The sequence below is a fragment of the Blautia sp. TM10-2 genome (assembly GCF_003480845.1).
Lineage (GTDB): Bacteria > Bacillota > Clostridia > Lachnospirales > Lachnospiraceae > Fusicatenibacter > Fusicatenibacter saccharivorans.
This window is the reverse complement of the sequence record NZ_QUJZ01000003.1, coordinates 248,920-270,839: the sequence shown is the minus strand read 5'-3', so window position 1 is coordinate 270,839 and position 21,920 is coordinate 248,920. Positions and strand designations below refer to the sequence as shown.

The following is a 21,920-nucleotide window of genomic DNA, read 5'->3' as shown; positions in this document are numbered from 1 at the left end:
TTCATTCACAAAATCTTCATTTTAGACTTGACTTTTAATAGTTAGTCTTTCTTTAATTAAATCAGCTGAATAATGCATCCACGATCCCCGGAACGATATACCCGAATTGCATCTGCAGAGAATTTTCGAACAAAATGATCATCATCATAGATGCGCATCCATGTGTTGAATTCGCAGATGAGTTCATAGTGATCTGGAATGTGTGTTTGTCCATTGACAATATAAGCTGAATAAGTTCCATCTTCCCCGAAAAAAAGTTTTTTTAACTGAAATCCTTTTCCACGTTCAAAACCGGAAAGAATTAAGATGCCGATATCACTGCTGCCAATGTGTTCTGTGTTCTTTTGATAATCCATTTTAAAAAATCTCCTTACATATAATCAAAAATAGAAAGTTGTCCCACGGGAAGTGTTTCCTTGCTTTCAAAAAAAGGTTTCTGCGTCTCATTCGGTGCTGTTATGACCGCCTTTTCACGGCTGGAGCAGCGACCTGTAACGGTAATGGTCTTCTCTATCTTATCCGTAACAGGATGCTGTTTTAGAATTGGGAAATACTCATTTCTGCGCAGAATATTACGCAATGCAACCAGTTCTCTTGATCCCGAGTTAAAAGAAACTTTTAAAGCACAGAGTTCCTTTTCAAGTGCGCTTTTTACATCGGGATCGTTCTCATTCCCAGCAGCATCTGTAAGGGTAAGGTAAAGATTCTGGGCATCTTGCATAATTTCACCTTTTTTTGCCATGTAATCATCTGGGACCACTGGCGGAAGCTCTTTATGATACGCTTCCGGATAGTCTTTTGGCTCTAAAACTTCTTCACACTGTTCTCTATAGTACAAAATATGATTTCGTACCAAGTTCAGGTTAGTCCCGTCACACCAGAAGGGATCACTGCCGCCATTCTTATACAGCAAATCCCAGCGTTCATAAGCTTTTTCGAGATTTTCGGCCAATAACTGCCGAACATCTTTAAATTCTTTTTTCCTGGCCATAAATAATACCTCCATTGACATATTGTTTTTCAGACATTTCCTTATTTAGTTCTCCTTTCGTATGAATTTGCCTGATATGATAAGTATTGTGAATGGGCAGGAAAACAATCGGATCAGAAAAAGCAGAAAATCAGAACATGTGTGCGGCGGACACAGAAAGAGCAGAAGCAAAAGAATATTCTCCTGCCTCTGCTATCCAATATTTCCTTTAGTTTTGTTGTAACCGCGTGTATATCCAGAATATTTGGCTATATTATCGCGCTCGAGAGCATTCAGGGAACGATACCCACTCCCTTTAAATGGAATCGTATGAATGTAGAATTTATCTCCATTCTTATAATCTCTATATACATCTCGGCAGCCATGTCCGGTTAAATGATCATTTACCCGTTTCATCACCCGCTGGCTCTGTCCTACATAGTTTTTCTTGTTTTTGCAATTATGTAAAACATATACACCCGAAAAGTCTGTGCAGTGAACCCGCCGCCGTTCGAATTTCTTCACGGTCATAATCGAACTTATTGGCAAGAACGGAATTTTGAATGTAATCTTAGGCTTTTGAGACGCTTTATCGAATTTATGCCGTGCCTTATGTTTTGAGTGAAGAAAATGCAGGAGCAATATCAGGCCAAGGCAAAAAGCACAGCCGACAAAGAATGAAAATAAATCTTTAGGCCAAGCTTCTCCTGTTCTATTCCATATAAAGGCGTTCCATCGGGGATATATGTAATCTATAATTTTGATAACACATGTTGAAAAATCATGAAAAAATGTTTCAAACAGCTTTGATAAAAAGTTCCATAATTTCCCAAATTCCTGATAAATATCTATTTTAGAAGTTTCGAAATTGACTCAAAATGATGTACCTCCTTGTTCACTATTTACATGCAGCCGGATACTTACCATAAAATTCCAGGGTTTTTAAAAAACGATTATAGTTATCAGATAATGCATCAACGGTAAGGACTTTCTTGTCATCCATGTCATATAAGGTAACGTCCTGCTTTTCCCCTATTCTTACATTCTTTATATCAAAAACAGATACCGATTGGGTTCTATGAAATAATTTATGAATTTTTAATTCAGTCTTGTTTACCTCCAATTTCCAACTGGAGGTCCAGATTACAACAAACAATCCGATCCCGGCAAAAATAAGCGCAAATCGAAAATGTCCTGCTGTGATATTGGAATTTGAAGTTACTTTAAAAAAAGGAACACACCAAACAGTATGATTTCCAAAGCGAATATGGTCATATATACATATTTAACAGATGCCGGACAACTTACAACATAGCTTTCAGAGTTTTGAGTGGTTGTTGGGCTTGATGACTTTTTTCTGTTGTTCAGATAATGGACAAGATAGTCTACCACCATACAAGAAATATATAGGGTAATTGCTAACACGATTCTCTTCATAGGTTGCCTCCCAGCTTTGGATATTTTTTTCTCATATATAGTATTGTAAAAAAAAATAAAATTGGGCAAAAAAAAGAGATCCTTTCGGACCTCTTTGGGTATATCAATTATCATGGATGACAGGCGCAACCTGGTATAAAAGCTGAACGGTATCCTCCTGAATGTTATCATTCATGGCATTAAACATGGAAAATCCCTGTAAACGATACTCTAATTTGGGATCTTTCTGCCCATAACTAACCATATGAATACCTTGCCGGAGCTGATCCATATCATCGATCTGCTGCTGCCAGTATTTATCAACCGTTTTGAGCAACATCGTTCGTTCGATTTCCCTCATCATATGCTCATTCGGGTATGCCTGCTCCATCAAAGCTTCTTTTTTCTGATATAATACTTTGGCACTCGTATGCAGACTTTTAACAAAATCATCTTCCTTGGTATCAGCATCGCCGATTGTCGGCAGCGGAATGATTGGTAATAAGTTGTCATTGAGCAATTTTGCCGAGATTTCATTTCCTTCATAGGATTCGATTACTTTTCGATCAATAATGGAATCGATCATATACAAAATATCGGAATGGATATCCTCGCCATTTAAGACTTTCAGGCGTTCTCTGTATATAATCTCCCGCTGATCATTGTTGACCTGATCGTACTCAAGAAGACTTTTTCGAGAAGCAAAATGGTTCTCCTCTACCTTTTTCTGCGCTTTTTCGACGGAACGGGACAGCATACGGTGTTCGATCGGCATGCCATCCTTAATTCCAAGGTTCTCAAAGATGGAAATATATTTTTCGGAACCAAATAAACGCAGCAGGTCATCTTCCAGAGAAATAAAAAATTTTGAAACACCCGGATCTCCCTGTCGTCCAGAACGGCCTCTTAGCTGATTATCTACTCTTCGGCTCTCAGAGCGTTCTGTGCCAATCACATACAGGCCGCCGGCTTCTTTGGATCTGCTGTCCAGCTTTATGTCAGTACCGCGGCCAGCCATATTGGTAGCAATCGTTACTGCCCCAAATTGTCCCGCTTTTGCCACGATTGCAGCTTCCATTTCTGGATTTTTCGCATTCAGCACATTATGAGCAATGCCTTTTTTCAGGAGCATCTCAGACAAAATCTCGGAAACTTCAATTGTTTCGGTTCCAACTAAGATCGGCTGGCCTTTTTTGTGGATTTTTCGTACTCTTTTTACGATAGCAGCATATTTTTCCGCCTTGGTTTTGTATACAGAATCATTAAGATCTTTTCGGATGATTGGGCGGTTGGTAGGAATATGGATAACATCCATTCCATAAATATCACGGAATTCCTGCTCTTCTGTCTGTCCGGTTCCTGTCATTCCGCATTTTCTCTCATATTTATTGAAAAAGTTCTGGAAACTGATCGTTGCCAGCGTCTTATTTTCCGGTCGGATGGATACCCCTTCCTTGGCTTCCAACGCCTGATGCAGACCGTCTGAAAAGCGGCGGCCGGGCATAATACGTCCGGTGAAGGTATCAACCAATAAGACTTCATCATCACGCACTACGTAATCTTTGTCTTTATGCATTAATGCATTGGCACGCAGCGCATTCACCATTCCGTGCTGGATGCTGAGATTTTCTGGGTCCGAAAGATTCCCAATATGGAACATTTCTTCAATTTTGGCAACTCCGGCTTCTGTCAGGAACAAATTGTTATCTTTCTCATCTGCTACATAATCTCCGGAATCTGTTCCCATTTCTCCGGAAATATAATCAATTTTATTTAATTCCGTTGTCTCGCCACGCTCAAGCATCTTTGCAAAACGATCAAATGCAAGATATTTGCCTTTGGAGCAGAATTTTGTACCGGAAATGATCAGCGGAGTACGTGCCTCATCAATCAGAACCGAATCCACCTCATCAATAATACAAAAATGCAGTCCGCGCTGAACCATCTGAGATTTGCGTACAGCCATATTATCCCGTAAATAGTCAAAGCCCAGCTCATTATTTGTGATATAGGTAATATCTTTGGCATACTGAACCTTTCGATCAGGAGCTTCCATATCCTGCGTAATACAGCCACAGGACAGTCCCATCCATTCATACACCTGTCCCATCTGATCGGAATCTCGTTTTGCCAGATAATCATTGACCGTCACGACATGCACACCTTTTCCGGTTAATGCGTTCAAATAAGCAGGAAGAGTGCATACAAGTGTCTTACCTTCGCCAGTACACATTTCGGCTACTCGTCCTTGGGACATAATAATTCCGCCCATGATCTGAACAGGAAATGGTTCCATCCCCAGAACCCGCTTATCCGCTTCCCGGATAGCTGCGTAGGCTTCAGGCAGAAGATCATTCAGAGATTCTTCTTTCAGACGTTGTTTAAATTCTTCTGTTTTAGATTTTAACTGTTCATCCGACAACTGTGCGTATTCTGGCTGCAGCTCCAGAATCTGCTTTACGGTCTTTTTAATTCTTTTTAATTCATGATCGCTGTGGGTTTTAAAAAATTTCATATATATATTCTCCATTCAATGTTTTTTATTTTAGCTTCTACTTGAAGTATTGTAAAGATTTTATTGAATGGATTTTGACGTACAAGAATTTTTAGACAAAAAAGGAGCCGGAGAGATAAGGGAATCTCTCCGGAAGGTATGAAAAAGAAAATGTTTGTTTTTCTTGTGGACAACTATAACTATACATAATAGTTGTGTCCAATATGTGGTCGAAACATGAAGAAAGCATAAAAAACCGATAATCGCAATGCGAAAACCGGATTCTCCTTCTAAACGTGTTAGAGGAGTTATTATTATGATATTCGTTGCAAAGGAAAAAGTCAATGTAAAAATATGTCCGTGTTATTGAGTGTTTTGCCAAACGTCAGGAACCTTCATATCTTTTCAGTCTAACTCAAACGTCAACTGTTCTGCTTGCGGCGGAATATAGTTTGTCCATATGACCTCTGTCCGCCGTGCATGACTCTGTGTTCTGCCTTCCAACTCGATACGATGCCAATCTTTTAGCATATTGCGGTATAAATCCGAATCATACCCGGAAAGAACTACAGGTCCCGGATGATCTAATATAACTTCCAACAACTTCTCATGGTCTGCATCTGACATTTCTTTGGCATATTGCAGACCACCAGCACGGGAGGAAAGAACATAAGGCGGGTCCAGATAAAGAAGGACATCTTTATATCTGTATTTTTGAATCAGCTCCAGTGCCGGCATACATTCGATTTGTACGCCGCGTAAACGGGCTGCCGCCTCTTCAAGTCTGGACGGCAACGATGCCCAATTCTTGGCTGCATAGGCTCTTTCGCGTCCATGTATATCAGACTTCCAGCCGGATACGGGGCCGCCTGTGCGGAATCCATGCCCCATATTAAGCATAATACAATAATTCACAGCCTGTTCCAAAGAATTTTGAGCCTTATTTTGTACTGCATTGTTATAAACAGAATGTGAATAAGGAATATACCACAGCTCATGAGCAAGCTTTTCTGGGTCATTTTTTAACCATTGAAAGAAATTTACCACATTTTCATCCAGATCGTTGATAGTTTCTATGTCGGATCTGCTTTTATTAAACAAAACAGCTCCACTTCCGAAATAAGGCTCCAAATATGTATGGTGCGGCGGTAAAAGAGAAACAATCTGTTTTGCAATCCGCCATTTACTTCCCGGATACTGAAGAATAGATTTCATCGTTTTATTTTGACCTCCTGCTGCTTTTTTTGTTACTCTCTTCTACTGCTTCTGCAGCCAAACGCAGAATTTCCGTATCATGATATACATCCACCAAGACAAAACTTGTTTTTCCTGACTGACGTTCGCCAAGAAGCAGCCCGACCCCTCGCAGTTCCATGTCTTTTTCTGCAATAACAAACCCGTCATTTGTGCTTTTCATGATGTCAAGGCGTTCGCAAGGATCATTGTTTCCATTCACAAAAATGCAATAGCTTTGCCATTTTCCGCGGCCTACCCGACCGCGAAGCTGATGGAGCTGTGCCATACCGAAACGATCTGCATCTTCAATCATGATCACGGAAGCGTTTGGAACATTAACGCCTACCTCAACAACGGTAGTTGCTATCAACAACTGGATTTCATTCTTCTGGAATTTTTCCATAATGGAAGCTTTTTCCTTAGCAGAAAGCTTTCCGTGTAAGATGCCGATCTGAATATCTGGAGGATATTCCTTCCGAAGAAATTCGGCGTAACTCTGGACATCAGCAACTGGAAACAGCGGGTTCTGCTCTACCATTGGACATATAATATATGCCTGCCTTCCTTGCTGGATCTGGCGGTAAATCATCCGCCATGCCTTGGAACGATCACTCCGTGAGATTACACAATTTTTTAAAGGCAGTCGATTAGCCGGTCGCTCGTTAATGATAGAAATATCCATATCTCCGTATAAAATAAGTCCAAGAGAACGGGGAATTGGAGTTGCACTCATTGTAACAACGTGCGGCCTCTTCCCCTTATTCTGTAAAGATGTCCTCTGTGAAACACCAAATCGGTGCTGTTCATCAATAATAACAATTCCCAGCTTTTGATATGCGACTGACTCTGAAATTACAGCATGGGTTCCGATAATCAGATTAGCTGTGCCATCCGCAATTCTTCGATAAATCGCTTTTTTCTGTTTCGTTGTTCCTGTAACTAAGACACATGCATAAGGCAGATTATAATTTTTCAGGAAACCCATCATATCTTCATAATGCTGTTCTGCCAAAACCTCTGTTGGAGCCATTAAAACAGCCTGATAGCCATTATCAACTGCTAATAACATAGCTAAAAAGCCAACAATGGTCTTACCAGCGCCAACATCTCCCTGAATCAGCTGGTTTACCCGATATTTTCCGCACAGCTCTGTTTCCAGCTTTTTCCATGCCTGTTGCTGCGCATTCGTCAATGTGTAGGGCAGTCCCTTTATGACAACGTTATTAAGCAGGCTTGATTTTTTCATCGGACATGCGTTTGGCTCTTCTGCAGCATAGTTTTCCGCCAACTCTTTCTTGAACTGATAAAATTCTTCAAATTTCAAACGGTATACAGCTTGCTTTTGCGTAAATTCGTTTTTTGGAAAATGGATTTCTCTTAAAGCATCTGCTCTGGAATATAAGTTGTATTTTTGAAGCACTGTTTCAGGCAATGTCTCTGAAATCTCCATTTCAAGGGCTTCCCGGACGCAGCTTCGAAGTAATCTCTGCGAAATACCAGATGTAGACGGATATACAGGAAGCATTTTTCCTAATAATTCCTTATATTCTTCCGGTGAATATAAAGAAGGCTGGAACATACAGGGTTTATCACGAAAAAAAGAAATTGGACCGCGTAATACAGCCTTACTCCCTCTTTTTAACTGACGAACGGTATAAGGCGGATGAAACCAAGAGATATTGATGTCTCCGCTGGAATCTTCCCCCCAGATACGGGTAACTTTGCCGGAACGCATCACATTGACCTTTAGCTGTACCCAAATGCTCACAACGGTACCTTCTTCCAAATGGGCAAGATCCTTAATATAGGTAAGATAAGGAAAGTATTCATAATGGTTCGGATAATATTGTAAAAAATCTTCTGCTTTTAAAATTCCTATCTTTTTTAATTTTCGTTCTGTTTTTTCACCAACACCGGATAAATTCACCAACTTCTGCTCCTTTCCCGGAAATTTAGCCTATTTTATAGAAGGCTATATAGATAGTATTAAGAAAAATAGTGAGAAACAGATTCACGTAGGAAAAAAACACACAAAAAAAGAATATCCTACAAACTGTATTGAAGACATTCTTTTTGGCTTTTTTAGTTTATTTATATGATTATTTTATATAAACAAATATCCATTTTCCAAACGATAAATTTTATCGAATCCATCCAGTTCTTCATAATGATGAGTGATTAATAATACGGTTTTTTCTTTCATCTGGCTTGTTATCATCTCATGCAAGTATGTACGTGATTCAGTGTCAAAACCAGTTGTTGCTTCATCCAGAATTACAATAGGAGCATTCTTTAATAATGCTCGTGCAATAGCTATCTTTTGCTTTTCTCCACCAGAAAGTGTTGCTCCATCGTTTCCTACTTTGGTATGTTCTTTTTCAGAAAAATGCTCTAAATATTCGGCCACTTTACTTTGAACCAAGGTATCTTTTAATTTATTTTGTTCTGCATTTCCGGTTAAATCAATATTTTCTATAATCGTTCCAATAAATAAGAAAGGTTTTCGAGAAACTACAGAAAAAAGGTCACGATATTCAGAGAGGTTCAAATCATGAATGTTTTTATCATTGCATAAAATGGCCCCGTCATTAGGTTCATAGAATCTGAGTAACAGTTCGATGATTGTGGATTTGCCACTTCCATTTTCGCCTATAATTCCAATTTTTTCGCCAGGACTCATTTGAAAAGAAATATTTTTTAATAATTCTCTTTCCTTACTATATTGGAATTTGACATTTTGAAAAATTATTGTTGGCGTATCTGCGCAATTAATCGATTCTCGTCCCGTTCTTTCTTCAAATATTTCTAAAAATTTCTAAAATCCTTATTTCACACTTGTAGTCTAAGAGAAAATATCCTATAATAAAACTGAAGTTATTAGAGTTCACTAGAAGACTCCAAGTATCTTCACTTGAACCGAGAAAAACGTGGAAATAAGGGGCTGTAACAGAGCAAATATTTGCCGATGTTGCAACCCCTTATTTCATTATTCTGGATAATTACGTTGTTTTACGAAGTATTCCGCCCCATATTCTTCCGCATCAGCCCTGTTATACACGGTCTGTACGGTATATTCAGGAATATTGTATCCGTTTTCTGCCTGCCACGATTCAAACAAATCTGTGGCTTCTTTTTTTGTGTAGCTGCAAAACTGAATAGTACCAAATCCATCAACGCTACTGCTGTAATTAAACTGATAGGTATACATTATATCCTCCATTTCATTCTTCTGTTTTTATACCAGTTCGATATAGTCAATGCAATCCCTTTCAAGATTATTTTTGTCACAGAAATCATTCCATAATTGTTCAAGATCCCGAGAACCAAACGCAACGAACTGTCGTTCGTCTCCATCGTAAAATCCAATATCGTAAACATGTCCACCAGGAATGACAACATCTCGGCTTGCTTCTTTATAGGTCATTTTCTAATTAATCCTCCAATCACCACAATAGTTAGTCCGTTTTGAATTTCTTCTTCCGGCATAGTCCATTCTTCAGACTCAATTACTTCTTCATTAAGTTCGTAAATATCCCCATCCAAAGGAATGATTTCCCCGTTTTTAGCTGAAAAATAGCCGGCAAAAGTACCATGTTCCTCATCGCATCCGGGATAGGCAATCCTATACGAAATACAATCATAATCTTTGCCCTTAATTAAGTCTCCGATTGTAGGATAGGGTTTGTCATAAGTTGTATAATTGGACGTTTCCATATATTCTGGCTCCTTTTATAATTTTTTTGAAAGACAAAATGAATTTCAGATCCTTTTTTGCTCCTCCCTTCCTGATTATTTGATCTGATATTGTTAGTATAAGAAAATATTCCCCCAAACAAAATAAGGGACCATATAAGGCCCCTTATCTGTATACACGTTAAAATCGTTAGATACTATTGCTCAGACGGACGATTCGTATAAAATCTTCTGGATTTTAATACAGCATGCTCTCTTCGCTCCTCAGTATCCCAACTGGGCGGAAAAATAATATTGCCGCCGGGAATGTAGTACCCGTTTGAATCGCATTCTACCCGTATATGTTCATAATAATTACTCGTGATAATAAATGTCACATACAGCTTTCCATCACGATAGTCAACACCAAGAACTTTTCCTGCTCCACGTAGCGGATATCCCTTTTCTTTAATAAGACCATCAGAAAGAAGATCATCTGGTATTTCCATAGAAAAAGGCTGCTGTTCCTGACGGGTTTCATAAAAAGTGTAGGGATGCCATTGATCCCCTGTTTCAAAAAAATATGTATATTGTCTTCCGGACATCCAGTCAAACCAATGAACGCCACAAAGAGGTAACAATTTTCCGTCGCAATCAGATAACTCACCAAATTTGCAGGGTAATGGTATTTTCATTTCGTTGCCTCCTCATATTTTTCCGAAGCAATATGCTTATTAAAGATATTCAATGCATCACGCAGGCCTTTATTATAAGCCTGCTTGATTTTGTACTCTTCTGTTTCTTTAATTCCTGCGATAGTCGTATCGCTGAATTTCATAGAACAAAAAATTTCCTTTTTGATTTCGTCGATCATCGCCATGCGTTTTCCTCTTTTCTTATATTGTACCTTACAGGATATCCTTCTTTGAAGATTTTTTTTGAATTTTTGGTAATCATTATCACCCAGGCAAAATAAAGGGCAGCTATTGTCCTCCAATTTTACAAAAATAGGATAATCATCTCCTCATATAATCAAGTGTTTTTTATTGAAAATTCAAGGTTTTTCAACCTTTCATATCTCAGTGAATAAGCCACAGCTATGAGCATTTCGATGTATCAGGTACTGAAATAGCGGTTGAATGGTATACGAAATAAAACGTCATTGATTTTCGCTTTACTGGCCTTGTGTATACCCTTCCCTCTATGGCAGCTAACCTCCTATATCCACCAGGATCATCTCTGTCTCCAGAGGTCCTAACTTCCTTCGTCCTGCCTGTCCATAACCAGGGTGTCAGCTATGCTCCTATACGGGGTCTCGCCCCATGGAAAATATTCCTGCCGACTACTGGCTCATTCTTTGTATTATTGATTACTGACTCGCTTCCTGTTCCAGCACTGTGATCAGTGTACGTTATCTGTTACATTCTGCTTAATTCAGTGGCTATCCACTTGACAGCCTCCATTACAGTTACTTGTCTTTCTTACGCAGCCTGTAGATAAACGGCCGGTCTCTTGATGTCACTGACCATCTTTTTCGGATCATAATCCACACCTTTTGTCAGCATGGCATAAAAGACACGTATCAACTTGGCTGCAATCGCCATAAGTGACTGCATTTTCTTCAACGGATTCAGCCTTCTGGTTGTGTAATAATTATGGAGTTCCCTGAACTCCTGGTTCTTCAACACAAGTGACATTGCAACCTCAAAGAGCAGATATCTGAGTCTCTTTCGACCTCGTCTGCTTATTGTTGTCTCGCCCTTGTGCTTTCCCGAACTATTTTCAACCAATGCCAATCCTGCAAGCTTCTGCAGTTCCTTCGGATTGTTGAAGCGGCTGATATCACCTACTTCTGCAAGGAACCCTGACACTGTCCTGATTCCCACACCTTTGATCTCTAACAGCTTTTCAGCCATCGGAATCTTTCTTACCAGTTCTTCAATTAGAACCATAACTTCCTGTAGACGCGTATTTCTGGATTCATAGTCCTCCAGAAGCATTCGGATTTCCATTCTTGCAGACACCGCACCTTCTTTGCTTCCAACGCTGTGCTCTGCAGCTTCTATCAGGGTCTTCGCCCTCGCTTTTCCAACTCCAATATCAAGAAACACAAAGCAATTCAATATATAACATGAAATCGTCATTTCTTCTGCTCGTCAATTAAATCCAATACCTCACACAAAGTTTTATATCTACCTTCTTCCATATCATTCATATTGCGATTTACCGTTTCATTTTCTAAATCCTCAATAAGCTGCTCAATTTTAATTCTTAATTCGTCCACTGTTATACCTTCCAATCTCTTTCCAATCTCTTCGTTACTTGGATACTTCTGTAATTGATTTATTGAAACATGTCGCTGTTCAATATAACCATCTTCCATTTCAAAATCAACATCTGCCTCCTCATTTGGGTTTTCCCATGCATAATCTACAAATATTCCAAACAATTTTAAATTTTTGTGAAATACTTTATCACCTTTCTTAAATTTCATTTGTTTCACCTCATCTAACAAATCAAATATATCTCTATATCCATCATATTTTCCTTGCTCTAAATCATTCATATTACGATTTCCAATACTATTTTCTATCAGGATCTTCGCCCTCGCCTTTCCAACTGCTCTTAACTTCGCATCACGCCAGATTTGGTTCACTCCATCGATACCTAACGTCAGGATATCTTCAGGGAGTGGTGCTGCTTTAAGAATTAGCATTCCGCTCTTGGCATCCGGCTTTCCGTATACCGTCTTATATTCAGGAAAATATATATTGAACTTCGACGTTATGCTTCTGGGCTTCTTTCTTCAAAGCCTTGGTGATATCTTCTTCGGATAAATTTACGGAAAAGGCACCTTCAATTTTGCAAATGATGTCTACTCGCAGTGAAATTGTGTTTGGATTAGTTGGAATCGCTCTGATCAAATTTAAAAGAGCCTCCTTGTTGATGTATGCCCCTTCGAAAATCCATTCATTCCTCAGCTTAACAAAAAGAATCCTCCCTGATGTTAATTCAATACAATTTCTGCTGGTCCTAAGATCTTTTCCGAACGCACGGAAATCAAAATACTTTTTGTTATTGTCATCTACATATCCGCCCACCTCAGCAAGCGCTTTTACAGCAGTTTCAAAATCCCAATACACAAAAATGATTTCTTCGATTTTACACGCATGCTGCTGAAGGATTTCTGAGCAATCACTGTCACTTAGACTAGGAAATGTCTCTTGGAGCTTATCAATATATACGCTTTCCGAGATCTATCCACGTATCATTGGAAACACGGAAATCGTTCCATGTTTTATCCTATCGTATATTACTTCAAACATAAAAATTCCTTCCTTTCAGTGTTTAAAAATCATTACCTGTAAGCGCGAGGTCATCTGCTTGCGGTGGAAAAATCCATACATCGCCTTTAGATACACCCGAATTCTTATCTAAGCTGTCCAATAGCTGCATTACTTCTTCTTTTGTCTCAAGTCTATCCCACCTGTCCTGGGAATTTTCAGTCCACATTATGGTCCACATAATTATATCGCTCCTTTTGAAAATTTTTATCCAAATAGTTCCTTTCCATACTCTTCCAGCAGGCTCACATATCGTCCATCGCCAATAATAAGATGGTCCACTAACGGAATCCCTATTGTCCTTCCAGCGTTTACGATATTCTTCGTACTATCGACATCATATTTTGATGGTTGCAAGTGTCCGCTTGGATGATTGTGGCAAATAAGAAAATGGGTTGCTCCAACGATAAGCATTCGAATCAAAATTTCTCTGGCTGAAAGCAAGCTTGCAGCAACAGTACCTCTGCTAATCTCAAAAACACCAATAATACTACTTCTCGTGTTTAGAGCAATAGCATATACATGTTCTTCTGGCAAATTGCTCATTTGAAAACATTTCTCCATGATTTCTGCGACGTTTTCCGGCGAATTACAATTGCTTTCACATAAATACGATTTTTTCTTTTCTAAGTATGGAATTTTTGATGCATTAAGCAGCATCTGATATTCTTGTATTCGTTTCATCCGCTATTTCTCCAATATCTGATTTTCTCGTGCTGTTGCCAGCACGAGAATTTATAAATTGATTTTGCTTGATTACGCACAGCGTCTGCTATTACCACTCATATGTAGGAAGCTCACTTGTTTCACACGCATCGGAATCCAAAAGGATCAACTCGATATCATGTTCGTACGCGTACTTCAGCACAATTTGCAGATCATTTGGGAGGGCTTGGAAAAAATCCGCGAACTCCTCTTCGCTGCTTCTATCTGGAACGATAATAAAAACGCCATAGGGGTATTGATAACTATACGGAGGCTGGACTGTATTTAAACTATTCACAGTTTCTTCCGTAAGATGGCTTGTGCATAACTCCAAATATTTTTTGATCATATAATTGTCCTCTTCTGCTGAAAATTTTGAGTTACTTGAATGGCTGCCGAAAATTTGTAATTAAGGTAAATATCACCAACGGCAATATTTTTTCGTTGTGTCGTTCGTTCGGCTCGCAGCCATGAAAACGCTCCCATATTGTGTTTCCTCCATTTTCCTTATTCGACAATCTCAAATCCGTCATGAAGCCAGCCGCTCATATCAGAAAGCCAATCTGATATAGCATCTACATCCGGACCTGCATCCGAATCCATGAAGCAATCCGGAATAGTGACTTCGTTTGGCAGATCGATTTCATATCCATCAGTTTCCCATTTAATATTAATTACTTTTGCCATAAAATTTCCTCCAGGTCAATGATCCTGTATTACCAAATAAAATCCAGCTTAACACCAGTAATGGACTTAGAATCTGTGTACACTGGGTCCATTAGCCGATATAATCCCGTAAGATTTTCCTTACCATTGTATTCTTCCAGAAATTCCTTATAATTTCCGTCATAAAGTCCATTACGATTTTCAGCGTAAATTTCCCCAATTTCTTTCCATGAACTCAGAATTCCATTTACCTGAATCTCTGAACCATGCCTGGTTTCTATGCTGTTTTTCAAGAGTACCACGGCATCTCCATTGATTGCTTTTTGAATTTCCGCATATGTTTTAAGCAATGTAGATCTTAAATTTCTTACATGAAAATCAAAAAAATTGGAGTTAATTTCCTGATCTTCAGTAAGATACAGCTCATATACCCGTGCTTTGATTTCGGATGTCGATGTGAAATTCATGCTACTTTTAATATCCTTTCTTTGACATAATGTATTTCAGAACGTGTATTTTTCTTCTCCTTTCTTATAGATTGTCCTGATGTGTATAGAATTAGCAAAGAGAGCTAAAATAATATTTCTGTTTTGTAATCTTTAAATCGTTGGGATAAAGAAAACCGCGCCAATATTCGGCGCGGTTTATCAAATAATATGTGTTTGATTAATTTTGGTCTTTACAAAAATCGAACATATCCTTATGCGTTTCTGCGATCGAAACTAAGACAGGATACAGAATATCATGGCTTTCTTTCAGCTTATAGATACTTTTTTCAATCTCTTGAACCTCTATATCATAGATGTCAGCATAGTCATCAGCGTCCAAATCTGTACTCAAATTATACAGAATATTTGCAATTTCACAATCTTTCATATGTTATCCTTTCCGGTTGCTCCACAAAAAGCGGTATTGTTCGATCAGCATCATATGGGAACGAATCCACTTTTTAAGCTCTGTTTTATTCAGGCTGCGGACGTACGTTTCTTCACCACTAGGAGAAGTCATAACGAGCAGCCCATCTTCAGACATCTTCTGCATTAATCGCATGATATGGTCTATTGTTTGACCAGATCCGTAATTTCTTCCATCATTTATTCCCAGTCTTTTCAAGCGATGCTTCATCGCAAGCGCTCTGCTGATTTCGATTGCATCATAGAATCGTGTGATTCTCGGAGTTTGGCAAACGTCAAACAGATCTTTTTTGAGGGCTTCATCCTTAAACATAAGATACTTCTCATATGCTTCGTCAGAAAGCACATATACGGTATCATGCAAATCCACCCAGCGAATGGAAGACAGTGACATACATTCAATCGCTTCTGCCACTTTTCTGACATCATTTTTAAGAATGACTCCACTAATTTGCTGTGGATGGGGATATAAGTAAGCACGTTTTTCAGCGCTGTTTTCAACATTATACCCGCTGTCCTCCAGAATGTCAAAGGATGCGATCACTTTGCTTGCTGCAGCATACCACTCATCTCGCGCTTCATCCGATGCAAATCCAAAGGCGGAAGGATCTTTGTCATGCATATATGACGGAGTATTGATATTGAAGTAAACTTCAACGTATTGTGATCCATAGTCATAATCTGGATTCCAATTATCTGTAAGGTAATGATCATCCCCATAATCATTGCCGCATCCATACTGATGATATTTAATTCCCATATTTACCTCATTTCTTTCGAAAATCTTATTATTTGTCAGATCTCAGCTTAGGGCAGAGAGTGAGGCCGCCATCAATCGATGGAACTCTTCTGTAAGCATTTCTGTGCTGGCAACCTTTTTTACTGCATTCCGGGCAATAGCATTTTTGGTATTGCTCATATGACATTTTCCAGTTTGTTCGGCTAAATTCTTCTTTCGTCATCATGATTTTAATCCTTTCCAATCTGTTTGATCAAAGAGCGGCCTGCTGAATTACTTTGAAAAGCTCCCGATCACAACGTAAACCGTTTGAGATGTGTGCGCACAAACCGAACGGTGTTTCTTGTGGATAGGGATACATTTTCGTTACAAAACCGTACAGGCTGGCAGGCTTACTCCATGCTTCCCTGAAATTTCCAAAAGTAACAAACTTCTTTCCGTCAGATTTACGTTCCATCAAATAGCAATAGGTTATTTTACGTTTTTTCATTTTTTTATACCTCCACAATGAAATGTCTGCCCTTGGTCCAGTTTGCCGCATCCAATGCTGTCTGATAGGTGTTGATTTTGACATTTAACTGTCCGAGATCATCAACCCAGTAGCTGGTATTATCGCGTTGCTGGTGAAACAATTCGCAAAACTCTTTCTTCATCTCTTCTACTTTTTTTCTGCGTTTCAGGGTCAATTCGGCATCATACGGGAATTCATCCCCATAACGATATGCTGCAGAAGTGCCTTTTTTCTGACAGTCAGAGAATACACGATATCCGGCAAGATTATGTAACACGACAACCTCTTCAAAATCAGCATTGCAATAGGTATTTACAAAGTTCAGAATATTTTCCTTGGTATATTTCACCTTTTCAATATACAAATTCCGCTCACACGGCAGACGGGATTCCATACAATCATTGATTTTGGGATCATCTGTGATATAATGGCAGGAATCACAAAACATATATCCATATTCGGATTTTATAATCCATTTTTCCCGCATATCTTTTCCAGATTTATCCTCTTTTTTTATTGCTAAACTTTTGCAGCCACATATCAATTCAATGTACACCTTTTTTCCGTCTCTGTTCGTAAAGGCAGTTCTGATTCTTCCGCTCTCAACATCGTTGTGCAGAATATAACAGCCAGCAGCCTCAAAATATAATGTTTTCATATCCGTCTCCTTTTAAAATGAATATTTTCCAATAGTGACATATGGTTTTTCAGAACGTGGTATTGTTACACTCCTTTCTTGAATAATGGTTCTGATAGAGATAGAATATGGAATATTGCAGAAAATAAAATAAGGGACCAAATTGGTCCCTTATCCATGGTAATACTTATGTTGTTTCACGCTCGCTCCATAACGCCGGTACGGAGCAACCATATAATTTGTTACAATATCTGTTCATCATGTTGCGGAAAAAGAATTCCTCTTCCGCTGTCAATTCCCAATCAAAAGATTCCGTATGATCATCGCAGTCTATTTCGTACACTGCTGTGATTCTTCCATCCTTATGAAAGAATGTGTAGAAATTGATCCAACTAGATGTTTCATGAGTATGTGTTCCGAAATATTTGTCCACATCAAACCACAGTTCATATGTGATGTTGATGGAATCATTTGGATACACATCAAAATCATCACAGCACCGAATATCTTCTTTGATAATATCAATTTCTCGCATTAAATCCTCCTATTGTATTTTTAAATCGAATTTCTGCGGCATTATGGTTTTCATATCGTCTTTTGCTTGATAATAAGCATAAAGTGCCGTTAAAGCGCCGGATAAGTGCTCTCAAAATGCCGTTAAAGCACTACGAGTATCCCCGCTATATTACTTCGTTACATCCTCTGCATTGCCCAGAAGAGAATACAGAACATTGATCGACTCATTCAGCGACTTAATATTTGCCTGTAATTCAACTTTTTGAGCAAATTTATTAACAGAATCATCACCGCGGATTTTATCAAGCCTTCTTACCTCTGCCGCACGATGCTTTTCTAAAGATTCGATTTTTTGCTTAATTAATTCTGGCCATGTCATGATCTATTTTCCTTTTTTACCCAAAGTTTCTCTGGGTAAAACTCCTTTTGTAAAAAATTATTATATGTACTTTTCAAATTTCAGTCAGCGGACTTTCCAGAACCTTCAACAGGCGCCTCAATTACTTCAACAATTCCGGCATCGACTAAAATTCTTTCAATTTCTCTTGGCTTTGAATCTTCTGAAAGCCAATCGCAATCGGAAATTCCCATAATTTCCTCAATAATGGAATCCATGGATTCTCTTGTGATTCTGTTAGAATTAGACATCTTTATACCTCTTTCTTTTAATATTTTGCATTACTAAATTTTGGGCCGCATGAAAATAATTACTCCCAATCAACCAAAACCTGTTCTGTATCTCTGTTTACCACAGAATAATCCAATTCCTGATCCAGAGATTCTTTCGCTAGAGATTCTTTCACTTCCAGATCAAAATGCTCCAGCAGTGAATTTACTAATGGACTTTCTCCAGCCCTAATTTTTTCCAGTTGTTCCGGAGTAACATCGAGACATCTTTGAAACCGTATGGTTTTTTCTACAGTAATGCGAATCGGGATCGTTTTAATATCATTTTCCATATCAATCTATTTTCCTTTCTTTTCAATGCCAACATAGGGTGATTAATGCCAATCAAACAGCACGGACTCCATCTCACTGTTTACATCTGAATCATCAGCTTCTGCAACCGGAACCTCTTCCTCAGTTTCAGAACCATCTAAGGGCTGTTCTGGATCACCATACGAAAAAGAATATTCGAGTTCATAACCCAGATCAGCTTCGTTGGTGGCGTTAAGTGCATCTAACGTCGCATCCATAAGATTCAGTGTTTCATCCAGGAGTGTAATAGGGACCTCTTTGCTCTCTGCCGAATCCTCTTCTTTAAGTCTCTCTAACTGATCCAGGGTAACATCAAAACGCTTTTTGAACCGAATATTTTTATAGAGAGTAACATAAACAGGGATCGTGTCGGTAAGCTCGTCCTTTATAGGCTGTTGCGCAGAGGCCGTTCTTTCAGCTTTTACGCGGCGGATTTCTTCTGCTACCCTCTTCGGATCAGCAATATCCGTGAGTCGATGCGTAACGAAATTCATTCGTGACGGATCTTCTTTTTGCATGCAAAGAAATTCATGTGCAATTGCCCGATCATGGCATTCGATATTTTTATAAGCGATGAGCTTATCAATCAGCTCATCTTTGGTCATTTTTTTGTATAATACTCTTTCTAAGTCCATATGGTACTTCCTTTCATCATATTTGTTATTCTTGAAAATTATATTCCGGATACACGCAGTCCATATTGAAGTCATTTTCGAACCAGCAATGTTTCGAAATCTCGGGAATATCCACGATAATATGATCCGGATATGTCTCCTTAACTGTTCCTTTAACTGTTCCTTTGTAAAACTTTTCATCCAGCCGGCATCGAACAGGCTGCCCAATAGTAAATAAATGCGTTAAATCTGACATTTTGTCCTCCAATCAGGATAGAGCCTGCTTGGAGCAGGCTCATTTTCCCCATTTTCATAAATCAAATTCTATCCAGTCTTTCCAGAAAGAAAAACAGCAGTCTCAAAAATCTTTTTACCATTGTCTGAAAACCTGCAGAAAATAAACACGGTGCAGCGGCAATCGCTAAAAGAGATATGAGAATATTGGTCCAGATCCAGTTATATTTTCGCATTAAGAGCGAATCATAATAATAGGCATCCGGTAAGCTGCCAAACATTTTCTGATGCCTTTTCGTTTCCATAAGCTGGCGTAATGCCACGATAATCTTGAACGACTGAAAAAAATCCAGAAAGATTATGTATGTAGCCACTCTGTAGCCAAAGTGATAAGCCGCAAGGATGATTGCACTTAGAAGAAAAAGTATCACTTCTGCTAAACTCACTTCACGAATAGCGTATTCTGGCTTTGCCATAGCTAAATATCCTTTTTAATGACTATATTTTTTCGCAGTGACTTGCAAGACTTTCGCATAGTTCCCGATCGGATATTTAGATGGTCCGCAGTAATCCTTGAAAATTTTACCTGTAACCATACTATTTCGATATACTGCGCCACCAAGATAAAAGGCGGCCAGATATCGTAAATCGGTTGAGGTTAATTCGTTTACATTGATGCCTGGGAGCAGTCCGATAATCACTGTGTCGGTATTCAAGCGATGCAGGAGTGAAAACTTTCCTGCCAATTTGTTCTTTTTCATAACATTCACCTATTCTTCCTCAAGTACAGTTACCTTTGAAAAATCTGTGTGAATCAGTTTTGCTACGCCTTCTGACATAGCGAGAAAACGTTCATCACTTACCTTTTGCATGGTAGAATGCACCTGAATAATCTGGTTGAGTGCCAGATAAACATCAATTCCTGTTCCGGAAGTCATCTGCAGCCGCAGATCTTCTAAGACTTTCTCCGCCGCTTTCTTCGGCAGAAAAGCATTTTTCTTAACCAGGGTCGCAACAACGCCTGGAACGTCTTTTACGTCCATATTGCCTAATTCTTCAATCCGGTCTTCATTCGCCTGCAGAACCGATCCGAGTTCTCCGCATTTCTCCTCAAAGACTTCAACAGAGGCTTTATCTCCTTTGTGTTCCATCTGAATTCCCGTACCAAGCGGCATTGAGATGCCATTGATTTCCAGAAACATACTGAGGAATACACTGGAAAGCCCAAGGTCCGAGGAAGAAAAACGAATGCCAGCTCTTATGGATTTTACGTCACATCCGGCATTTTTCATGGTTAATGCTAATGACTGCTCCATAACCGGATCATTCAGCCAATAGTTGGCAATCAGGTATTCGAAAGACAGCGTTCCAGAGTGAAACTCCAGATCCGGATGTTCTTTCGTTACAACCTTTTTCATTGCTTTCAGAAGATCAATATAAGGCAATGGAACGTACTGATCCGATACGACACCGGGAACGCAGCCATCCAGCGTAATGACATAGCACAGTTTCGAGTTCAACTGGGCTACCCTTGTCAAAATCTGTCCTTTCTCACGCACTGGCAGTGGTAAACGGTCACCACCTTTGATATCAAACCGCATCATTGCTCCGCAGTCCATCTCAAGTCGTTTCAGGATAGAAATGTATCCCACAGAGATTAATGGACGGATTTCATATCCGTATTCACCCGGATATGCAAGGAACATGCCGTCTTTTTGAATACAGATAGCATTTTCAGGCTTATATGGGTCGATGCTGCCGACTTTCAGGGGGGAACCATGCAGATTGACAGCAATATTGCTACACTGCTCCTGCAAAAACAGCTCCTGCTCCTTGTCTATTCCAATTACAGCGACATCATTGATGACACATGGAATATACTTTTCAAGTCGTTTCATCTTCTCAACAAGATCCCAAAGCCGATCTTCTGTGGAGATCTGAATAAGATCCTCTTCTCCACTAAAAATTTTTTCAGTAACTACTTCTCTCATGGTTATTATCCTTTCATTGACAAATTGATATTTCAGATCGTTATTTTTTCGTATGCTCCCTTCGTTATATTGATCTGATAAATATAGAATTATAGAAAGGGTAAAAAACAAAACGACCCGCATAAAACTGCGGATCGTTTGTGGAATTCTATTATAATCGTTGAGATGCCGTTCCTGCCCATTTTTATTCTGAATTTGATTTCTTTTTGCGTTAGTCCTGCTTGCCCTTCTATTATTGTTGAGTTTTCCGGTTTCATTACTGCGTAAATTCGATGGTTATATC

At 39.0% G+C, this 21,920-nt stretch carries 29 protein-coding genes and 2 pseudogenes; all 31 read right to left on the bottom strand.

The window, feature by feature from the left end:
- Positions 1–56 precede the first annotated feature (56 nt).
- Positions 57–356: a hypothetical protein gene (locus tag DXD92_RS04645; protein WP_118640193.1), complete on the bottom strand. Its 300-nt coding sequence runs from the start codon at positions 354–356 to the stop codon at positions 57–59.
- A 14-nt stretch (positions 357–370) separates the two neighbouring features.
- Positions 371–991 carry a hypothetical protein gene (locus DXD92_RS04640; RefSeq protein ID WP_118640192.1) on the bottom strand — a complete coding sequence of 207 codons (621 nt, stop codon included), beginning with the start codon at positions 989–991 and terminating at the stop codon, positions 371–373.
- A 1,519-nt stretch (positions 992–2,510) separates the two neighbouring features.
- The gene (gene secA / locus DXD92_RS04620) at positions 2,511–4,901 is read right to left on the bottom strand and encodes a preprotein translocase subunit SecA (protein ID WP_243104836.1); all 2,391 of its coding nucleotides are present in this window, start codon (positions 4,899–4,901) and stop codon (positions 2,511–2,513) included.
- 384 nt (positions 4,902–5,285) lie between these two features.
- On the bottom strand, positions 5,286–6,095 hold the full coding sequence (locus DXD92_RS04615; protein WP_118640190.1) for a DNA adenine methylase: 810 nt from the start codon (positions 6,093–6,095) through the stop codon (positions 5,286–5,288).
- A gap of 4 nt (positions 6,096–6,099) precedes the next feature.
- A complete protein-coding gene (recG, locus tag DXD92_RS04610; protein WP_158568354.1) occupies positions 6,100–8,043 on the bottom strand; it encodes an ATP-dependent DNA helicase RecG in 1,944 nt (647 codons plus the stop codon).
- Positions 8,044–8,220: 177 nt separating this feature from the next.
- The gene (locus DXD92_RS04605) at positions 8,221–8,808 is read right to left on the bottom strand and encodes an ABC transporter ATP-binding protein (protein ID WP_279220641.1); all 588 of its coding nucleotides are present in this window, start codon (positions 8,806–8,808) and stop codon (positions 8,221–8,223) included.
- 294 nt (positions 8,809–9,102) lie between these two features.
- On the bottom strand, positions 9,103–9,336 hold the full coding sequence (locus DXD92_RS04600) for a hypothetical protein (RefSeq protein ID WP_147399291.1): 234 nt from the start codon (positions 9,334–9,336) through the stop codon (positions 9,103–9,105).
- Between the two features lie 15 nt (positions 9,337–9,351).
- Positions 9,352–9,540, bottom strand: a complete 189-nt coding sequence (locus tag DXD92_RS04595) for a hypothetical protein (RefSeq protein WP_118640188.1) — start codon at positions 9,538–9,540, stop codon at positions 9,352–9,354.
- On the bottom strand, positions 9,537–9,830 hold the full coding sequence (locus DXD92_RS04590) for a hypothetical protein (protein ID WP_117802165.1): 294 nt from the start codon (positions 9,828–9,830) through the stop codon (positions 9,537–9,539). The genes DXD92_RS04595 and DXD92_RS04590 overlap by 4 nt, the downstream gene beginning before the upstream one ends.
- A 176-nt stretch (positions 9,831–10,006) precedes the next feature.
- Entirely contained in the window at positions 10,007–10,483 is a 477-nt protein-coding gene (locus tag DXD92_RS04585) for a hypothetical protein (protein WP_118640187.1), read from the bottom strand.
- On the bottom strand, positions 10,480–10,668 hold the full coding sequence (locus DXD92_RS04580; protein ID WP_118640186.1) for a hypothetical protein: 189 nt from the start codon (positions 10,666–10,668) through the stop codon (positions 10,480–10,482). The genes DXD92_RS04585 and DXD92_RS04580 overlap by 4 nt, the downstream gene beginning before the upstream one ends.
- Positions 10,669–11,269: 601 nt before the next feature.
- Positions 11,270–11,881, bottom strand: a pseudogene (locus DXD92_RS04575) (transposase); the annotation flags it as partial.
- A gap of 476 nt (positions 11,882–12,357) precedes the next feature.
- Positions 12,358–12,564 (bottom strand): annotated as a pseudogene (locus DXD92_RS19470) (IS110 family transposase); the annotation flags it as partial.
- Complete coding sequence (locus DXD92_RS04565; RefSeq protein ID WP_118640185.1) at positions 12,545–12,931, bottom strand: hypothetical protein; 387 nt, start codon at positions 12,929–12,931, stop codon at positions 12,545–12,547. The gene DXD92_RS04565 and the pseudogene DXD92_RS19470, both read right to left, overlap by 20 nt.
- A 205-nt stretch (positions 12,932–13,136) precedes the next feature.
- Entirely contained in the window at positions 13,137–13,313 is a 177-nt protein-coding gene (locus DXD92_RS18490) for a hypothetical protein (RefSeq protein WP_158568356.1), read from the bottom strand.
- Positions 13,314–13,339: 26 nt separating this feature from the next.
- Positions 13,340–13,816, bottom strand: coding sequence for a JAB domain-containing protein (locus DXD92_RS04560; protein WP_118640184.1), 477 nt, complete (start codon positions 13,814–13,816; stop codon positions 13,340–13,342).
- A gap of 91 nt (positions 13,817–13,907) precedes the next feature.
- Positions 13,908–14,186, bottom strand: a complete 279-nt coding sequence (locus DXD92_RS04555) for a DUF5983 family protein (RefSeq protein WP_117802168.1) — start codon at positions 14,184–14,186, stop codon at positions 13,908–13,910.
- Positions 14,187–14,344: 158 nt separating this feature from the next.
- Positions 14,345–14,524: a hypothetical protein gene (locus DXD92_RS04550; protein WP_117802170.1), complete on the bottom strand. Its 180-nt coding sequence runs from the start codon at positions 14,522–14,524 to the stop codon at positions 14,345–14,347.
- Positions 14,525–14,553: 29 nt separating this feature from the next.
- Positions 14,554–14,970, bottom strand: coding sequence for a hypothetical protein (locus tag DXD92_RS04545; protein WP_118640183.1), 417 nt, complete (start codon positions 14,968–14,970; stop codon positions 14,554–14,556).
- Between the two features lie 199 nt (positions 14,971–15,169).
- Positions 15,170–15,379 (bottom strand): hypothetical protein, encoded by a 210-nt coding sequence (locus DXD92_RS04540; protein WP_118640182.1) that lies wholly within the window; start codon positions 15,377–15,379, stop codon positions 15,170–15,172.
- A 3-nt stretch (positions 15,380–15,382) separates the two neighbouring features.
- Complete coding sequence (locus tag DXD92_RS04535; RefSeq protein ID WP_118640181.1) at positions 15,383–16,177, bottom strand: hypothetical protein; 795 nt, start codon at positions 16,175–16,177, stop codon at positions 15,383–15,385.
- Positions 16,178–16,409: 232 nt separating this feature from the next.
- Positions 16,410–16,646 (bottom strand): hypothetical protein, encoded by a 237-nt coding sequence (locus DXD92_RS04530; RefSeq protein WP_118640180.1) that lies wholly within the window; start codon positions 16,644–16,646, stop codon positions 16,410–16,412.
- 4 nt (positions 16,647–16,650) lie between these two features.
- A complete protein-coding gene (locus DXD92_RS04525) occupies positions 16,651–17,325 on the bottom strand; it encodes a hypothetical protein (protein WP_117802175.1) in 675 nt (224 codons plus the stop codon).
- A 166-nt stretch (positions 17,326–17,491) separates the two neighbouring features.
- Positions 17,492–17,839, bottom strand: coding sequence for a hypothetical protein (locus DXD92_RS04520; protein WP_118640179.1), 348 nt, complete (start codon positions 17,837–17,839; stop codon positions 17,492–17,494).
- 150 nt (positions 17,840–17,989) lie between these two features.
- Complete coding sequence (locus DXD92_RS04515; protein WP_118640178.1) at positions 17,990–18,199, bottom strand: hypothetical protein; 210 nt, start codon at positions 18,197–18,199, stop codon at positions 17,990–17,992.
- Positions 18,200–18,279: 80 nt separating this feature from the next.
- Positions 18,280–18,468, bottom strand: coding sequence for a hypothetical protein (locus tag DXD92_RS04510; RefSeq protein WP_118640177.1), 189 nt, complete (start codon positions 18,466–18,468; stop codon positions 18,280–18,282).
- 59 nt (positions 18,469–18,527) lie between these two features.
- Positions 18,528–18,779, bottom strand: coding sequence for a hypothetical protein (locus tag DXD92_RS04505; protein WP_118640176.1), 252 nt, complete (start codon positions 18,777–18,779; stop codon positions 18,528–18,530).
- 42 nt (positions 18,780–18,821) lie between these two features.
- Positions 18,822–19,433 carry a hypothetical protein gene (locus DXD92_RS04500; RefSeq protein WP_117802181.1) on the bottom strand — a complete coding sequence of 204 codons (612 nt, stop codon included), beginning with the start codon at positions 19,431–19,433 and terminating at the stop codon, positions 18,822–18,824.
- A gap of 296 nt (positions 19,434–19,729) precedes the next feature.
- Positions 19,730–20,122 (bottom strand): hypothetical protein, encoded by a 393-nt coding sequence (locus DXD92_RS04490; protein ID WP_118640174.1) that lies wholly within the window; start codon positions 20,120–20,122, stop codon positions 19,730–19,732.
- Positions 20,123–20,137: 15 nt separating this feature from the next.
- Entirely contained in the window at positions 20,138–20,407 is a 270-nt protein-coding gene (locus DXD92_RS04485; protein ID WP_147343068.1) for a hypothetical protein, read from the bottom strand.
- A 9-nt stretch (positions 20,408–20,416) separates the two neighbouring features.
- Positions 20,417–21,637, bottom strand: coding sequence for a hypothetical protein (locus DXD92_RS04480; protein WP_117802185.1), 1,221 nt, complete (start codon positions 21,635–21,637; stop codon positions 20,417–20,419).
- Positions 21,638–21,920: the final 283 nt, after the last annotated feature.

What these genes read in the sequence shown, in the direction of transcription:
- DXD92_RS04520 (WP_118640179.1), bottom strand. Translation starts at nt 17,839, where the DNA reads ATGCGAGAAATTGATATTATCAAAGAAGATATTCGGTGCTGTGATGAT.
- DXD92_RS04600 (WP_147399291.1), bottom strand. Translation starts at nt 9,336, where the DNA reads ATGGAGGATATAATGTATACCTATCAGTTTAATTACAGCAGTAGCGTT.
- DXD92_RS18490 (WP_158568356.1), bottom strand. Translation starts at nt 13,313, where the DNA reads ATGTGGACCATAATGTGGACTGAAAATTCCCAGGACAGGTGGGATAGA.
- DXD92_RS04595 (WP_118640188.1), bottom strand. Translation starts at nt 9,540, where the DNA reads ATGACCTATAAAGAAGCAAGCCGAGATGTTGTCATTCCTGGTGGACAT.
- DXD92_RS04580 (WP_118640186.1), bottom strand. Translation starts at nt 10,668, where the DNA reads ATGGCGATGATCGACGAAATCAAAAAGGAAATTTTTTGTTCTATGAAA.
- DXD92_RS04500 (WP_117802181.1), bottom strand. Translation starts at nt 19,433, where the DNA reads ATGGACTTAGAAAGAGTATTATACAAAAAAATGACCAAAGATGAGCTG.
- DXD92_RS04535 (WP_118640181.1), bottom strand. Translation starts at nt 16,177, where the DNA reads ATGGGAATTAAATATCATCAGTATGGATGCGGCAATGATTATGGGGAT.
- DXD92_RS04530 (WP_118640180.1), bottom strand. Translation starts at nt 16,646, where the DNA reads ATGAAAAAACGTAAAATAACCTATTGCTATTTGATGGAACGTAAATCT.
- DXD92_RS04555 (WP_117802168.1), bottom strand. Translation starts at nt 14,186, where the DNA reads ATGATCAAAAAATATTTGGAGTTATGCACAAGCCATCTTACGGAAGAA.
- DXD92_RS04540 (WP_118640182.1), bottom strand. Translation starts at nt 15,379, where the DNA reads ATGAAAGATTGTGAAATTGCAAATATTCTGTATAATTTGAGTACAGAT.
- DXD92_RS04585 (WP_118640187.1), bottom strand. Translation starts at nt 10,483, where the DNA reads ATGAAAATACCATTACCCTGCAAATTTGGTGAGTTATCTGATTGCGAC.
- DXD92_RS04515 (WP_118640178.1), bottom strand. Translation starts at nt 18,199, where the DNA reads ATGACATGGCCAGAATTAATTAAGCAAAAAATCGAATCTTTAGAAAAG.
- secA (WP_243104836.1), bottom strand. Translation starts at nt 4,901, where the DNA reads ATGAAATTTTTTAAAACCCACAGCGATCATGAATTAAAAAGAATTAAA.
- DXD92_RS04485 (WP_147343068.1), bottom strand. Translation starts at nt 20,407, where the DNA reads ATGAAAAAGAACAAATTGGCAGGAAAGTTTTCACTCCTGCATCGCTTG.
- DXD92_RS04480 (WP_117802185.1), bottom strand. Translation starts at nt 21,637, where the DNA reads ATGAGAGAAGTAGTTACTGAAAAAATTTTTAGTGGAGAAGAGGATCTT.
- DXD92_RS04545 (WP_118640183.1), bottom strand. Translation starts at nt 14,970, where the DNA reads ATGAATTTCACATCGACATCCGAAATCAAAGCACGGGTATATGAGCTG.
- DXD92_RS04490 (WP_118640174.1), bottom strand. Translation starts at nt 20,122, where the DNA reads ATGGCAAAGCCAGAATACGCTATTCGTGAAGTGAGTTTAGCAGAAGTG.
- DXD92_RS04550 (WP_117802170.1), bottom strand. Translation starts at nt 14,524, where the DNA reads ATGGCAAAAGTAATTAATATTAAATGGGAAACTGATGGATATGAAATC.
- DXD92_RS04560 (WP_118640184.1), bottom strand. Translation starts at nt 13,816, where the DNA reads ATGAAACGAATACAAGAATATCAGATGCTGCTTAATGCATCAAAAATT.
- DXD92_RS04505 (WP_118640176.1), bottom strand. Translation starts at nt 18,779, where the DNA reads ATGGAAAATGATATTAAAACGATCCCGATTCGCATTACTGTAGAAAAA.
- DXD92_RS04525 (WP_117802175.1), bottom strand. Translation starts at nt 17,325, where the DNA reads ATGAAAACATTATATTTTGAGGCTGCTGGCTGTTATATTCTGCACAAC.
- DXD92_RS04590 (WP_117802165.1), bottom strand. Translation starts at nt 9,830, where the DNA reads ATGGAAACGTCCAATTATACAACTTATGACAAACCCTATCCTACAATC.
- DXD92_RS04645 (WP_118640193.1), bottom strand. Translation starts at nt 356, where the DNA reads ATGGATTATCAAAAGAACACAGAACACATTGGCAGCAGTGATATCGGC.
- DXD92_RS04640 (WP_118640192.1), bottom strand. Translation starts at nt 991, where the DNA reads ATGGCCAGGAAAAAAGAATTTAAAGATGTTCGGCAGTTATTGGCCGAA.
- DXD92_RS04615 (WP_118640190.1), bottom strand. Translation starts at nt 6,095, where the DNA reads ATGAAATCTATTCTTCAGTATCCGGGAAGTAAATGGCGGATTGCAAAA.
- DXD92_RS04510 (WP_118640177.1), bottom strand. Translation starts at nt 18,468, where the DNA reads ATGTCTAATTCTAACAGAATCACAAGAGAATCCATGGATTCCATTATT.